The 14,472-nt window shown below is 55.0% G+C and carries 14 protein-coding genes; 7 read left to right on the top strand and 7 right to left on the bottom strand.

Annotation, left to right across the window (positions count from 1 at the left end):
• Positions 1 to 126 precede the first annotated feature (126 nt).
• Both MHI42_RS26640 and asd read left to right on the top strand, forming a co-directional pair.
• Positions 127 to 1,224: a YheC/YheD family protein gene (locus MHI42_RS26640; protein WP_171718332.1), complete on the top strand. Its 1,098-nt coding sequence runs from the start codon at positions 127 to 129 to the stop codon at positions 1,222 to 1,224.
• Between the two features lie 91 nt (positions 1,225 to 1,315).
• Complete coding sequence (gene asd, locus MHI42_RS26635) at positions 1,316 to 2,107, top strand: archaetidylserine decarboxylase (protein ID WP_342421138.1); 792 nt, start codon at positions 1,316 to 1,318, stop codon at positions 2,105 to 2,107.
• A 762-nt stretch (positions 2,108 to 2,869) separates the two neighbouring features.
• On the opposite strand, the gene gpmA is transcribed toward asd, so the two are convergent.
• Positions 2,870 to 3,619, bottom strand: a complete 750-nt coding sequence (gene gpmA / locus MHI42_RS26630) for a 2,3-diphosphoglycerate-dependent phosphoglycerate mutase (RefSeq protein WP_042217227.1) — start codon at positions 3,617 to 3,619, stop codon at positions 2,870 to 2,872.
• A gap of 331 nt (positions 3,620 to 3,950) precedes the next feature.
• Positions 3,951 to 4,736 (bottom strand): AraC family transcriptional regulator, encoded by a 786-nt coding sequence (locus MHI42_RS26625; RefSeq protein ID WP_039306903.1) that lies wholly within the window; start codon positions 4,734 to 4,736, stop codon positions 3,951 to 3,953.
• Positions 4,737 to 4,948: 212 nt separating this feature from the next.
• Between MHI42_RS26625 and MHI42_RS26620 the strand changes: the two genes are divergently transcribed.
• From MHI42_RS26620 to MHI42_RS26610, 3 genes are all read left to right on the top strand, one after another.
• Positions 4,949 to 5,491, top strand: coding sequence for a hypothetical protein (locus MHI42_RS26620; RefSeq protein ID WP_342421137.1), 543 nt, complete (start codon positions 4,949 to 4,951; stop codon positions 5,489 to 5,491).
• Between the two features lie 99 nt (positions 5,492 to 5,590).
• Positions 5,591 to 6,892 carry an aminotransferase class I/II-fold pyridoxal phosphate-dependent enzyme gene (locus MHI42_RS26615; protein WP_342421136.1) on the top strand — a complete coding sequence of 434 codons (1,302 nt, stop codon included), beginning with the start codon at positions 5,591 to 5,593 and terminating at the stop codon, positions 6,890 to 6,892.
• Positions 6,893 to 7,044: 152 nt separating this feature from the next.
• Positions 7,045 to 7,161 carry a YjcZ family sporulation protein gene (locus tag MHI42_RS26610; protein ID WP_209994562.1) on the top strand — a complete coding sequence of 39 codons (117 nt, stop codon included), beginning with the start codon at positions 7,045 to 7,047 and terminating at the stop codon, positions 7,159 to 7,161.
• Between the two features lie 180 nt (positions 7,162 to 7,341).
• On the opposite strand, the gene MHI42_RS26605 is transcribed toward MHI42_RS26610, so the two are convergent.
• The 5 genes from MHI42_RS26605 to MHI42_RS26585 all read right to left on the bottom strand — a co-directional run bounded on the left by MHI42_RS26605 (position 7,342) and on the right by MHI42_RS26585 (position 12,225).
• Positions 7,342 to 8,562, bottom strand: a complete 1,221-nt coding sequence (locus MHI42_RS26605; protein WP_342421135.1) for an ABC transporter permease — start codon at positions 8,560 to 8,562, stop codon at positions 7,342 to 7,344.
• Position 8,563: 1 nt separating this feature from the next.
• Entirely contained in the window at positions 8,564 to 9,310 is a 747-nt protein-coding gene (locus tag MHI42_RS26600; RefSeq protein ID WP_039306914.1) for an ABC transporter ATP-binding protein, read from the bottom strand.
• The gene (locus MHI42_RS26595) at positions 9,307 to 10,800 is read right to left on the bottom strand and encodes a DEAD/DEAH box helicase (RefSeq protein ID WP_171718336.1); all 1,494 of its coding nucleotides are present in this window, start codon (positions 10,798 to 10,800) and stop codon (positions 9,307 to 9,309) included. The genes MHI42_RS26600 and MHI42_RS26595 overlap by 4 nt, the downstream gene beginning before the upstream one ends.
• A 164-nt stretch (positions 10,801 to 10,964) precedes the next feature.
• Positions 10,965 to 11,741: an SDR family oxidoreductase gene (locus tag MHI42_RS26590; protein WP_171718337.1), complete on the bottom strand. Its 777-nt coding sequence runs from the start codon at positions 11,739 to 11,741 to the stop codon at positions 10,965 to 10,967.
• A 28-nt stretch (positions 11,742 to 11,769) separates the two neighbouring features.
• Positions 11,770 to 12,225, bottom strand: a complete 456-nt coding sequence (locus MHI42_RS26585; RefSeq protein WP_039306920.1) for a chemotaxis protein CheX — start codon at positions 12,223 to 12,225, stop codon at positions 11,770 to 11,772.
• 399 nt (positions 12,226 to 12,624) lie between these two features.
• Here MHI42_RS26585 and MHI42_RS26580 point away from each other — a divergent pair, with 399 nt between their 5' ends.
• A complete protein-coding gene (locus MHI42_RS26580; RefSeq protein ID WP_042139782.1) occupies positions 12,625 to 13,527 on the top strand; it encodes a LysR family transcriptional regulator in 903 nt (300 codons plus the stop codon).
• A 59-nt stretch (positions 13,528 to 13,586) separates the two neighbouring features.
• A complete protein-coding gene (locus MHI42_RS26575) occupies positions 13,587 to 14,396 on the top strand; it encodes a histidinol-phosphatase (RefSeq protein ID WP_342421134.1) in 810 nt (269 codons plus the stop codon).
• Positions 14,397 to 14,472: the final 76 nt, after the last annotated feature.

The raw sequence follows: 14,472 nt of genomic DNA, 5'->3' as shown, positions 1-14,472 counted from the left end.
CTCCTTTCAAAAAAGGGCATCTGCCGCCGCGCATCCGTCCAACCCTGACGGGCACGTACACACATACAATGACAGGAGACGAAAAATCAGCCGGGAAGCTACTTCAAGATAACGGGAGGAACGAACATGGGGCAAAAGCTCGTTGGGATACTGCTAAATGCCGCTGTGCACGGGGGCGTTCCCCGGTTAAAAACCGGACAGGAATCTCTGGCCAACTACGAGGAGGCCGCCGCCGCATACGGATTAACCCCTTGCTTTCTGAAGCTGTCCGGCATCGATACGCAGACCGGCTTCAGCAGGGCATATATAAAGGGTCCGCACGGATACCGGAGTCAAGTCATCCCGACGCCGGAGGTCATCCATAACCGGGCGATCTATGACCCGGGCAGCAGTGGCGTCCAGCGGCTGCTCCGGCAGGGTATTCAGGTATACAATACATGCAACCGCTACGGCAAGGATCAGATTCACGGCCTGCTGGAGCAAAACCAGGAACTGCAGACGGTTCTGCCAGTCACATCCGCCGGAATGTCCGGCCTGAAGGAAATGATGGAGAGATATCCGGATCTCATTCTCAAGCCTTGCCGGGGAAGTGTAGGCAACGGGGTTATGCGTCTTACAAGGATCAGCGGGGCCGGGCGGTGGAAATGGAGCTACTCTCCTAACGGCTCAAGACGCTGGTACAGTGTGCCGGTGAATCAGGGCGCCATCCCCCGGGCACTCCGCGCCAGACTCTCTTCGGTACCGTACCTGGTGCAGGAGCGGATACCACTGGCTGAGATAAACGGCCGCCCCTTTGATCTGCGCATTACTGTACAGCGCGGCTGGGGCGGAGACTGGCAGGTGACCGGCATGTTCGCCAAGCTGGCGGCACCGGGCGGCTTCGTGTCCAACATCGCCAGGGGAGGCGAAGCACTGAGTTCATCCTTCGCTCTGGAAAAGGCTTTCCCCGGTGAAGCAGCCGCACGGATCCGCATGTCAGTCCTCTCCCTCAGTCTCGCCATTGCCCGTGAGCTGGAGCAGAGCCTCCCGGGCCTTGCCGATATCGGTCTGGACATCGGGGTTACGGGGAGCGGACGCTTATATTTCATCGAATGCAACGGGCGCGACCAGCGTTACGGCTTCAAGAAAGCCGGGCTCGGCCCCATCTGGAAAGAAAGCTACCGCCGGCCCATGGGCTATGCCAGATACCTGTATGAAGAGGCTGCACGGCATAACTCTTATTGATTTGTCTTCTATTCTATGTCAATATAATGCAGAGCGGGTGAGGTCCGAGGTTACTCGGACCTTGCTGCTGCATGATGGAAGGGAGATGGGCATGGTTAAACAATTGCTGCGGCTGATGACCGAGCTATCCTCACACAGATGGCTTTCCCGGGTAATGGGCGCTTTTTCCCATAGCAGACTCAGCCGCTTTATGATTCCGGTATTTATTCGTTCCTATCATATTCCTGCCGCCGAGGCGGAGAAGACTGCCGGAGAATACCGTACACTTAATGAATTCTTTAGCAGACGCCTGAAGCCGGGAATGCGGCCGGTGGCAAGCGGTGAACAGGCTGTGGCAAGTCCTGTGGATGCCATGATTACGGCAATGGGCGACATTAACTGCGGAACAATAATGAATGTGAAGGGTCAGGATTATACGCTGGAGGATTTGCTTAATCATTCGCCACACCTCGAATTGTATAAAAAAGGCTACTATTTCGTCCTCTACCTGAGCCCCACCGATTATCACCGGATTCATTCCCCGTTAACCGGACAGCTGCGGGAGAGCGATTATATCCGCGGGCGGGCTTATCCCGTGAATGATTTCGGCATGCGGCATATGAAGAGTGTCCTGAGCCGCAACGAACGGCTGATTACTTATATAGCCGGCAGCTATGGCGAAACCGCCGTGGTCAAGGTAGGCGCAATGAATGTGAGCAGTATCCGCTACACGGATGAATCCGCTACTGAATGGCAAATAGGCGACGATCTGGCCTATTTCGAGTTCGGCTCTACCGTAGTCCTGCTGCTGGAGAGCGGCACCTTCACCCCGCGCCCCGGGCTTACCGTAGACACGAAGGTGAAGATGGGAGAGCTGCTGGGTGAGATGCAGCGGGCTACTTAGCTGCCGGGCAGAGTCCGGCTTGAATGAAATAACTAAGATGAATTTATGGAAGGCTCCCCAGACAGACAAAGCCCCGCACCAGGATACGTGAGTGTATCTTGTGCGGGGCTTTATTATGGGGTTGAAGATACCCTTCGCAATATCATCCAGACCGGATGACTCCTGCGTTAATCGTATATTTACCGTATAAAGGTATTCCTTACCTGCTTCGCTCTCTGAGCATCAGTATACCCGGCTTACCTTCGGCTCATCTACCCAATCGCTGGTGCAATGTACTCGGTTTTTCGCATACATTCGGCTCGTCTGCCCTATCTTTGGTGCAATGTATTCGGTTTTTCGCATACAATCCCTCATCCAGCCCATTTCCAGCTTAATCAAAGGGATTTATCCCTCTAATTCCCTCGTCCAGCCCACTTCCAGCTTAATCAAAGGGATTTATCCCTCTAATTCTCTCGCCTAGCCCATTTCCAGCTTAATCAAAGGGATTTATCCCTCTAATTCCCTCGTCCAGCCCATTTCCAGCTTAATCCAAGGGATTTATCCCTCTAATTCCCTCGTCCAGCCCACTTCCACCGTAATCAAAGGGATTTATCCCTCTAACTCCCTCATCCAGCCCATTTCCAGCTTAATCAAAGGGATTTATCCCTCTAATTCCCTCGTCCAGCCCACTTCCAGCTTAATCAAAGGGATTTATCCCTCTAATTCCCTCGTCCAGCCCATTTCCAGCTTAATCAAAGGGATTTATCCCTCTAATTCCCCGGATCACTCCGTAATCTTACTCTGATTAGCCACCTCACGCGCTTTCTCCTGTACCTCTTCCGGCTCGCCGAGATAGAAACGGCTGATCGGCTTCACATCATCATCCAGCTTGTAGACCAGCGGGACGCCGGTTGGAATATTGAGATCCAGCAGCGCCGTCTCATCAATATCCTCCATGTATTTGATCAGAGCCCGCAGCGTGTTGCCATGCGCCGAGATCAGGACGCGTTCCTTCTTGCGGATCAGCGGCACAATCCGGTTGCCCCAGAAATCACCAACCCGGTGCACGGTATCCTCCAGACTCTCACCGCGCGGAATATCGCCGGGACGCACTTCCTTGTAGCGGATATCATTTCTGGCATAACGCGGATCATCCGGCTCCAGCATCGGAGGCCGGACCGAGAGGCTGCGCCGCCAGATATGGAGCTGTTCCTCTCCATATTTCAGTGCGGTTTCACTTTTGCTGAGGCCCTGCAGCGCTCCGTAATGGCGCTCATTCAGCTTCCACGATTTCTGCACGGGAATCCACAGCAGATCCATCTCATCCAGCACATAGTTTAGTGTCTTAATTGAACGCTTCAGCACCGAGGCGAAGGCAAGATCGAACGTGTATCCCGCATCCTTCAGCAGCTTGCCTGCTTTCTTCGCCTCTTCCACACCCTTCTCCGTCAGATCGGGATCGCTCCAGCCCGTAAACAGGTTCTGCCGGTTGTATTCACTCTCTCCATGCCGTATCAGTACTATTTCGTACATAAGTTCTCTCCTTCTCCCGTGTGTTTATTCAGCTGCTCTTAGCGGCAGCTTCTCAGTTCTTATGCGGTTCATTCTTATATTCTGTCACAGACAGATGCTCTCTTCAACTTTACGTTCCCGGCTTCCCTGCAGCCATTGTAATAGAAGAAACGGCCCCGCCTTGAATGGGCGCGCCGTTCCGTCAGAGGTCTGTATTATCTATTCCCCAAAAAACCCTGCCGGTAATCCGGCAGGACTGACCTTCTCCCGCCTGGACGAGAAGGGCTTACATACTTTTTCGCTGTGCTCCCGGGTCACCGGGCCATCCATCCGTATTCGGGAGCGCTGGTTGTCAGCGTATTTCCGACGGGCTTTTGCCGGTGTGCTGCTTGAACTGGCGGCTGAAGAAGAAGATGTCGCGGTAGCCCAGCGCATCCGCCACCTCAGTCACATTCATACCGGCGTACAGCAAGAGATGCTGGGCCCGTTCAATCCGGGTGCGGATCACATAGGACTGAACCGAGGAGCCGGTGATCTCTTTGAACTTGATCGAGAAGTAACGCGGCGACAGCCCTGCCCGTGCGGCCAGATCCTCCACCCGGTGCGCAGCCCCTGGATGCTGGCTGACATAGTTAGCCACCTCGTGGATCACCTCAGCCAGCTGGTTGCTGACATGGCGCTCGATTGGCACGACCTGGTCCTGCCGCAGCAGATGAATCATCAGCTGCTTCAGGATCAGGCGGCCTTCTTCCTCTGCAGCGTAGGTCTGCACCAGGAACAGGCGGACGTAACGGGCCAGCAGATGCTCGAACTCCACGGTCTCCGTCAGTTCGTGATAAGGCGCAGGAATCTCCGTCACCTCTTCAGCGACATCGAAATGAATATATGTAAGCACAAGCGGTTTCTGCGGATTATGTGTAGCACTGGTGTGATCCCCCGGGCGGAACAGGAAGCAGCTTCCCTTCCCCACCTGATAGGGCACCCCGCTGCGCACAACGGTTCCTTCCCCGCTCCAGACATAGAACAAATCATAATTTTGCAGCGGCTTCTCTCTTTTTTGCCACTTCCAGCCCGGTTCACAGACGATCTTCGCCAGGGCCGGGAGGATTACAAAAGAGGATGGCGATGCATGCAGCATATTGGTCCCTCCTAAAGTTTTGTGGGCATGCCTTCCCTGTATTCCTTCGAAATAACTGGCAGTAACACCCGCTTCGAATGCGTAAGCTTACTTTTCATAATACCTTGTCCGGTTCCCTTTTGTACATCTTCCCCTACCCGCAGGACTGTTCCTATCAACACTCTATCTGTTAAAATATAGGAATCATCCTACTATAGATCGGCGGGAAGTATATGGACTACCACTATCTCTTTCACTATTATGATGAATCCACCGGCCCCTTCCGGAATCTGTCTGACCTTTCGCCTGAATCAGCGGAGACGGTGCTGCAGGATATCCGGGAGCAGAGTAAGGGCTTTGCCAGCCAGCGTTCCGCCGATTATCTGCAGATCCGCCACAGCCTTGAACAGAGGGCGAGAGAGCAATTTATCGCCAAAGGAGGCAAGCCGGTCCGCCGGCATCCGCATTACATGACTTTGGGGCGATGCCCCTGGCTGCAGCAGTGGTATCCACAGGGAATGGAGCTGAATATCCCGGTTGCGGCCTTCAGCCCTGAGCGGATCAGCTTCACCTATGGCGATTTATTTCCCACTATGCGCTATGCGGACGGCAAACCTTACCGCGGGCAGGTCTACACACTGAAAGAGATCCTTGAGGTGGTCCGCGAATACGGCCTGCCGCAGAAATGGAACGCAGCAGGAGACTCTGGTCCTGAGCGTTACGTCGAAGTCCAGATCTGGGAGGAGCCGCCCGGCTTATTCCAAAAGTATTTGTGAAAACGCGGCATTCCTCAGTGACGGCGGCAATTCACGGTGATATAATGTTAGGCAATGTTAGCGTATATATCCCAGAAGAATACCGGAAGGATGAAACTGATGAATCCACTGGCTGGACAATTGAATGACAGCATCAAGGCAGGCAATGAACATGTGTACGATATGCTCTCTAATCTCGGCAAAGCAATCTATTTCCCCAAAGAGGGAATCCTGAGCCAGTCTGCAGAAGCGACGGCTCATGCCAAGAAGTATAATGCTACCATCGGTATTGCTACCGAGAACGGAATGCCGATGCACCTTGGTGTGATCCAGGATAAACTCTCCGCCTACAGCCCCAAAGACCTGTACGGCTACGCGCCTCCTGCAGGCAAGCCGGAGCTGCGTACGGTATGGCGGGAGAAGATGCTGCGTGAGAATCCGTCGCTTGAAGGCAAATCCTTCAGCAATCCTGTCGTTACGAACGCCCTGACACACGGGCTTAGCATAGTTGCCGACTTGTTCGCAGAACAAGGGGATGCCGTCATCTATCCGGACAAAAACTGGGAGAACTACGAGCTGACCTTCGGCATCCGCCGTCTGACCGAAACCGTTAACTATCCGCTGTTCACCGAAGATATGAGCTTCAACAGCGAAGGACTGCTGGATGCGCTGCTGGCCCAGAAGGACCGCGGCAAAGCCATCGTCCTCCTCAATTTCCCTAATAACCCGACAGGGTATACACCAGGCATTAAAGAAGGTGAAGCCATCGTTGCCGCAATCCTGCGTGCCGCTGAAGAAGGCGTTAATGTCGTAGTCGTCAGCGATGATGCTTATTTCGGACTCTTTTTCGAGGATTCACTGAAGGAATCGCTATTTGGCAAGCTCGCGAACCTGCATCCCCGTGTGCTGGCAATTAAGATTGACGGAGCCACTAAAGAAGAATTTGTCTGGGGCTTCCGCGTCGGCTTCATCACCTATGCTTCCGAGAACAAAGAGCTGCTGGCTGCCCTGGAGCAGAAGACACTCGGGATTATCCGGGCCACCATCTCCAGCGGAGCACATCCGTCCCAGACCTTTGTACTGGATGCGCTGAAGGCGCCGGAATTCGCCGCCCAGAAGGAAGAGAAGTTCCAGATCATGAAAGGCCGGGCCAACAAAGTGAAGGCGCTGCTGGACAGCGGCAAATACGGAGATGACGTATGGACTTATTATCCGTTCAACTCCGGGTACTTCATGTGCCTGAAGCTGCTCACCGTGCCGGCTGAAACTTTACGGCTCCACCTGATCCACAATTACGGGCTGGGCACCATCGCCCTCGGCGAAAGTGATCTGCGCATTGCCTTCTCCTGCATCGAAGAGAATCAGCTCGAGGATCTGTTCGATCTGGTCTATGCAGGCATCCGCGATTTGGAGAAAGCCTGATCCCAGCCTTGACATACGTTAGTCAGCCCCGGAAATCCGGGGCTGATTTTTTTTGCCCTGCCCTATGGCATTGGCCTATACACGTTCTTCCCTCCGCACATACAATACGATGTACTCAAGTACAACAACTCAAACGCGAAAGGGGAATGAACATGAGCGAAGAAGTTAGAGGCGGATACGGATACGGACACGGTGCATTCACAAGCACAGGCGCAATTCTGGTTCTCTTTATCCTGCTGGTTATCATCAGCCGTTCACTCTTTGTCTAACCGGGAATAAGTCCCTGGAGGGAGCCCAGCGCTCTCTCCGCTCCCCGTGTTGCAGCATTCCCTGCTCCACTTGAAATTAAGAGGGCAACTCCCTCTATATAAAAATGGCCTCACGCTCCGCGTCAGCAGAGTATGAGGTCATTTTTAATGTGCACATTTTTGTTGCTAAAAGAGTCTGTTCTATAAGTCATCCTCATCCGTCCGGGCTTCCTTGCGGGTGGAGTAGGCCTTGAACAGATAGGCCAGCAGCGCTCCGCACGCCAATGTTCCCAGAACCGGCAGCGGGCGCGCTCCCGCCTGAAGCAGAAGAGGCAGTCCGGTCAGCAGAGCCAGTACCAGATGCGCCCGGAATACAAACTGGATGGTTCCCTTGCTCTTGCTGCCTTCCGGCAGCGGATACACGGTCAGCCAGAACGACTCGCTGTGCAGCTTGCGCAGCGCCGTCAGCTGAATCCCCATCAGGAAGAGGAAGAAGATATAAATGCCGCTGCCGGTGTAGCTGTCCTGATTCATCCAGACCAGGAACAGGTCCAATACGGCAATCCGCAGAACGATTCCGAAGATATCGCCTCTGGCGAAGCTTTTGGTCAGGAGGAAGCGGTAGGCGGAATTCCGCTGCCAGGTTATGCCGCCGCCCCACCGGGACAGGTAGCGCCGGGCATAGACCCGCTGCTCACGTCCAGGGACATCAACGAACCAGCCGAGGACCATAAGCGCCCGGGTCCCCTGATTCTTCTCCATCGTAATCAGGCGTTCCCACGGAACAGAATGCCGGCCGGGTACGGCCAGCGCTGCCGCGTAGGCTGCGGCCAGAATTACGATGAAGATCAGCGCGCGGACCGGCGGCTGCCATACCCAGGCCGCAACCATCAGGGTGCCCACTGCCCAGCGCAGCAAGTTGTAACCTATGGCGGCTGGCCGGGAGAGCATAGCGGTCTCCCGCCATAACCCGAAGCTGGCGAGCAGCTTCACCAGGATCAGGACCAGCAGCGTGGCCAGCAGCCCCTTATGGGCTTCATCCGTGCGTATGTACAGCGGCCATAAGGTAATGAGTACAAAAGCCAGCCGCAGGATCTTCCACACATTCCCGCTGACCCAGGAAGGGGCGAAATACTCCTTCATCCGGTGGCCTTGCGGCAGCAGGAAGATCGTATCCGGAGTCTGCAGATAGGTCCGGAAGCTGCTGTGCACCGCCGCCGGCACCAGCAGGACGAGCATAATCCAGCGGATGGGGATACCTGCCGGGATATCACGCAGCAGGGAAGTGTACCAGGCGGAGAAGATGATCAGCACCAGCAGGAACACCATGGCTACCCCGCTCTGGATGATATACCCCATATAGGGGATCAGGCTTCCTGTAAACCGGCTGCGCCGCTGCCGGCGCAGCTCCTTCAAATCCATATCATTTCCCTCCCTGAACCAGTTCGTAGAACAGCTGCTCCAAGTTCAAGCCCTGCAGCCCGGCCTTCGCGGTCATCTCGGCGAGTGTTCCCTCCGCAATTACCATTCCGCGGTGCAGCACAATGAACCGGTCGCAGTAGTTCTCGATGGTGGAGAGGATATGCGAGCTCAGCAGAATGGACGCCCCGGATTTCTTCAGGTCCAGCATGAAATCCAGCAGAGAGCGGATGCCGAGCGGATCGAGGCCGAGGAACGGCTCGTCAATCACATACAGTGCCGGGCGTGCAACGAACGCACACATAATCATCACCTTCTGCTTCATGCCTTTGGACAGATGGGACGACAGCGTATCCATCTTGTCCTCCATATTAAAGAGTGCAGCCAGCTGGCCGGTGCGCGATTCATAATCGCTGCGCTCCACGCCGTAAGCTCTGGCCGTAAATTCAACATGCTCACGGACGGTCATCTCCTCATAGAGGAGAGGGGACTCCGGAACGAAGGAAAGCGCACTGTGGTAGCTCTCAGGATCGCTGCTGCGCGTCTTGCCCTGCACAGTAATCTCGCCCTTATGCGGAGACATGAGTCCAAGAATATGCTTCATGGTTGTACTTTTGCCTGCGCCGTTCAAACCGATAAGCCCGACCATTTCACCGGGCTGAACCTGCAGGCCGATATCATGCAGCACCGGCTTGTTCAGGCTGTATCCTCCGCTTAAGCCCGTAATTTGCAATACGGGAGCTGTGTTCATTGGCCGTCACCTCTCGGGGTTTTGTTCTTGAGCCACTTCGGGGCTCCCTTGTTCTTGCGGTTCTTGTCCCGCTCCGCATTGCTGCGTGCCTTGCCTGCGGGGGATGCCGCGCTGCGCGTGCTCGCGGCAATCCCCGGCCGGTGCTGCTCACGCCGCACCGTACCAGCCCCATCCCCAGCGCCAGCTGCGCCCGGCTGCCCTGCCGGAGCTTCGCCGCCCGTCCCTCCGGCTGTTCCAGCCGCCGAGGTCCGTACCTGCGGCTTGCCGGTGCGCGGCCCGGCTTCGCTGCCGCGCGGGGCAGAGCCTTCGCGGCGGCCTGCACCTGCACCGCCGCCGCGGAATTCACTGCGCTCGCCCTCCGTCAGCGCCTTGCCAAAGGCCATTTCCCGCTCGTCCAGCTGGATATCCAGCTCGCGGGCGAATTTGCGCATGATGAACGTCTGCTGCTCCGTAACAATCGTTACGGACAGTCCGCGTTTGCCCATGCGCCCCGTGCGTCCGGCACGGTGGACATAGTGCTCGGAATCAAAGGCCGGATCGAAGCTGACGACCAGCGTCAGATTCTCAATGTCCAGGCCTCTGGCCGCCACGTCGCTGGCGACCAGCACCTTGAGCTTGCCGTCCCGGAAGCGGGCCAGCACGTTGGCGCGCGTAACCTTGTCGGCATCGCCGTACAGCGCTGCGGCAGGTAGTCCCAGATGATTCAGCTTCGCGGTCACCTCAGCAATATCATCGGTCGCATTCACGAACACTATCGCCCGTTCAGGCTTGTAGTGGCGGATCACCCGGCGCAGCATATCCACCTTGTTCCGCTCCTCGGATACCACGTAGTGATGCTCCAGGCTCTGGGCCGTCATCATGCCGGGATCAATGCCCACCTCTGCGATGTTCTTCATTTCCTTGTTGGCCAGGAGCTTGGTCTCCGGTCCGATGGTTGCGGACAGCATAACCAACTGGCGTGTGCGCAGCGCGCTGCTGACGATCTTCGTCACTTCGCCTGCGCCGCTGAGCTGGAACATCTGGTCCGCCTCATCAAGAATAATCGTCGTCACCTCATGCATCTTCAGCTTGCGCAGCCCGATCAGCTCCCGCACGCGTCCCGGTGTACCTACAACCAGCTGGGGATGCTCGCGCAGCTTGTCAATCTGGCGTTTGATCGCCGCCCCGCCGATCAGCCCCATCGCCCGGATGCCCCGGTGGGCTCCGTAGCGCTCTGCTTCGCGGAGAATCTGCATCGCCAGCTCCTGGGTTGGTGCCAGCACCAGCTTCTGCACCGATTTCTGGTCCGGATTGATCCCTTGCAGCAGCGGCAGCAGGTAGGCCAGAGTTTTGCCTGTCCCTGTCTGGGATGCGGCCAGAACATCTCTTCCTTCCAGCAGAAGCGGGATCGTCTGCTCCTGTACAGGGGATGGTTCGGTGATGCCGAATTCAGACAATCGGGCAACGAGGTCTTCCTGAATGCCGATAGCTGCAAAAGAAGCTTTATTCATAATAGTAATTCATCCTTTTCGCTTAAGATAATATGTTCATTATATGCCAAAAAGGCCTCTCCACCAAATGGAAGGCCATAAGTTCCAATCTACGCCATATTTTATATATGTAATTCCATCCTGCATGCAAAAGGGGACAAGCCGTTTGCTTCATAGCTGAGTAATCATTTTCTGTTCATTGCGTTATAGGTCAGCTTATCCGCCAGCCGCGGAAACAAGCCGTATAGACGAATCCCGAAGGCTGCCAGACCGGGCAGATCCACTTCTTCCTTGCCTTTGTCCATCAGCTTCACAATCTTCGCAGACACATGCTGCGGAGTCATCATGATCCGGCTCACGCTTTTCTCATAATTGCCTGAAGGATCGGCGGTCTTGAAGAATTCGGTGGCGATGGGTCCGGGGTTCACAGCCGAGACAATAATTCCGCTCTTGCGGAGCTCCTGGCGGAGCGCATTGGTGAAGCCGAGAACAGCATGTTTCGTAGCCGTATAGGCAACTGCGCGGGCTGTGCCGATTTTGCCGGCCATCGAGGCCACATTCACGATCTGACCGCTACCGCGCTCCAGCATATGAGGCACTACCGCCTTGGTGCAGCGGACAATCCCCATATAGTTCACGTCCATCATGGCATCGAATTCGCCGGGCTCCATCTCCGTAAAAGCCGCAAACTTGCCATAACCGGCATTGTTGAGAAGAATGTCGATTCTGCCGTACTGTTCAAGAATCTCCGCGAAGGTACGCTCCACTGCCGCCTCATCGGTCACATCACAGACGAACAGTCCAAAAACGCCCGGTATCCCGGCCGCGGTTTCTTTCAGCTTGTCTTCCGAACGGGCCAGCAGAATGGGAACGGCCCCACGCTGGCTGAGCATCTGTGCCGTAAGCGCACCGATGCCGCTCGAAGCTCCTGTAATAACAACAACCTTGCCTTGTAATGCCATGGAATGTGTTCAGCTCCCGAATATCCGCCTAAGAGATCATAACCTGAATATCAAGCTCCCCGATGCCCTCCATCATAAGCGGAATACTCAGCGCTCTGCGCGGAAGGATGGACATGCTCTCTGTCTTCATTAACTTCGGCGGTGTAATGTCTACCGAAACCCCTTGATTGGAGAGAATAGTACTGGCATTGCCGCTGATCATGTTGCCAAGCTCCGAAATGGCACTCTGGCCCATCTCGTCCATTTCCGTAATCACATAGCCGCCCATCATGGCCGAAACCATCTTAAGCGCCACGTGCTCGGCGATCCCGAAGATAATATTCCCGCTGAGCTGACCTGTCATTCCCACTTGAATCCATATATGATTATCGATCAGTTCAATGTCCTTAATACCCAGAATACCGGTAGACGGCGAGACTTGTATCACCTGTTCAATTACAATTCGTGCAGACTCTAGAAACGGATTGATTACTTCTGCTTTCATGAAAGTGCTGTCCCCCCTCGACCAGGCTTTAGTCATATACCAAAAGTCCTAAGCAATAATGATTTATTATACTTCATATATCGGCATTATTCATCAAAAATTAATGGTCTTGTCGAATGAATTCACAAGATAGTTTGGACGGCGACATTGCCCTGCCGGGTGTAATCTCCTATAATTTAATCAAATGCCAACACTGAACGTAAGATTTGCGGCGCAATTCCCTCCGGGTGCAGCACTCACTGCGTATTTCCCCCTCATTCCTGGCAGACAATCCGCAGCATGCAGACCCTGGCCCATCAAGCTGTTAACGGCGCAAACGTCCTCTGGAAAGAAGTCACTTTCCCACAACGATACCAATATACGGCGGCACCAATACCGGTAGCCATTAGGGGGCAGTCCATGAATATCAGCCAGCTTGAAACACTGATTACCATTTCCAAAACCATGAGCTTCCGCAAGGCGGGAGAACTACTCAATTTGACCCAGCCGGCGGTTTCAGCACAGATCAAAAGTCTCGAAGAAGAATTCAAGACCCAGCTTGTGGACCGGAATCAGCCTGTAACCCTGACAGACCGGGGCCAGGTATTCCTCACGCATGCGGAGCAGATTGTAGGTATCGTTGAAGAGCTTAAGCAGCGTCTTGCGGATCTCGAAGAGAATCCCCAGGGGCATATTATTCTCGGCACGACCACCTCCATTGCCATTCAGATTCTGCCGCGGATTCTGTCCTATTTCCAGGACCAGTTCCCGCATATCAAAACCTCGATCTCGTCCATGTCCTCTTCACAAATCTATCAGCATGTCGAGAATGGTCTCGTCGATGTCGGCATTGGCTATCTGATCGGCCGCAGTCCCGGAATGACAACTTCCGTCCTGTATTATGATACCTTTGAACTGGTCGTCTCGCCCCGCCATCCTCTGGCCCAGGTCAAATCGGCCGGTATTGAGGCGCTTGGCAAAACACCGCTCATCCTGCTGTCCCCGGACACCGTCGGCCGGAGATTCGCCGATGAAGTACTCGCCAAACACGGCATCCAGCCCCAGGTCATCATGGAGCTGACCAGCAGCGAAGAGGTGAAACGGATGGTGGAGCTGGATCTCGGGGCAGCCGTTATTTCCAAACAGTCCGTAACCGCCGAGGTCCGAAGCGGTACGCTCAAAATCGTCCCGATCATTGAGCTTGAGGTCACCCACCCTGTAGGCGTTATCACCAAATCCGGGAAGTACGTCAATTCGGCCATGAGGCAGTTTCTGAGCGATCTTAAGGGAATGCCCGAAACCCAGTTCATCGGCTCAGAGTAACTAATGATCAGCAACCTGCAACCTATTCTGCCACCTTGGCCTAAGGAGATGTTACCTCTATGAATTTCGACCTGCATACCCATCATTTCCGCTGCGGTCATGCTGACGGAAGCATCAGGGATTATATTGAAGCCGGGATAACCGCGGGTCTTGATGTAATCGGGATTTCCGATCACACGCCCTATTTCGGAAGTCCGTCCGAGCAGGCTTTTCCGCGTATCGCGATGGCCAAATCGGAGCTTGTCCACTACGTGGAGGAAGTACTGGCTCTGCAAAAGGAGTACGAAGGCCGCATTGATGTCCTGCTCGGCATTGAGTCCGACTATTTCCCCGAGCATGCGGAGCTGTACCGGAAGACGCTTGCTGCTTATCCGTTTGACTATGTGATCGGTTCGGTGCACAGCGTGGACGGCAACAGCATTTTTAATAAAAGCCGCTGGAAGGGTCTGGGTCCGAAGCAGCAGCTGGCAGCCAAAGCGGAGTATTACCGGCTGATCGCCGAATCCGCGCGCAGCGGCATGTTCCAGATCCTCGGACACATTGATGCGATGAAGGGTAACTACCCGCAGTTCTCGGAGATCTCCGCTCCCCGGGAGATTGACGAAGCCTTAAGCACAATCAGCGAATGCGGGCTGGCCATCGAGATCAACACCTCGGGCGGCACCAAGCTGTGCGGCGGCTGGTATCCGTCGGATGAGATTCTGGAGCGGGCGCTGCATTTCGGCGTGGAGGTCAGCTTCGGCTCCGATGCCCATAAGCCTTCCCGGGTGGCTGATCAGCGCAATAGCGTTGCCGCGCGGCTTAAGGAGATCGGATTTAAGCACTGGGTCTACTACAAACGGCGCGAGAAGATTACAGTAGGACTATAGCTGTAGATAACGGAGACGGCTTAATTCTCTGCTGGACAAAATAAATGCACCGCATGTGGTCCGGCTGTTGACGATG

Source organism: Paenibacillus sp. FSL E2-0178, assembly GCF_038593005.1.
GTDB lineage: Bacteria > Bacillota > Bacilli > Paenibacillales > Paenibacillaceae > Paenibacillus_AQ > Paenibacillus_AQ phytohabitans.
Note: the sequence above shows the minus strand (reverse complement) of the source record. Positions and strands in the feature narration are given on the sequence as shown.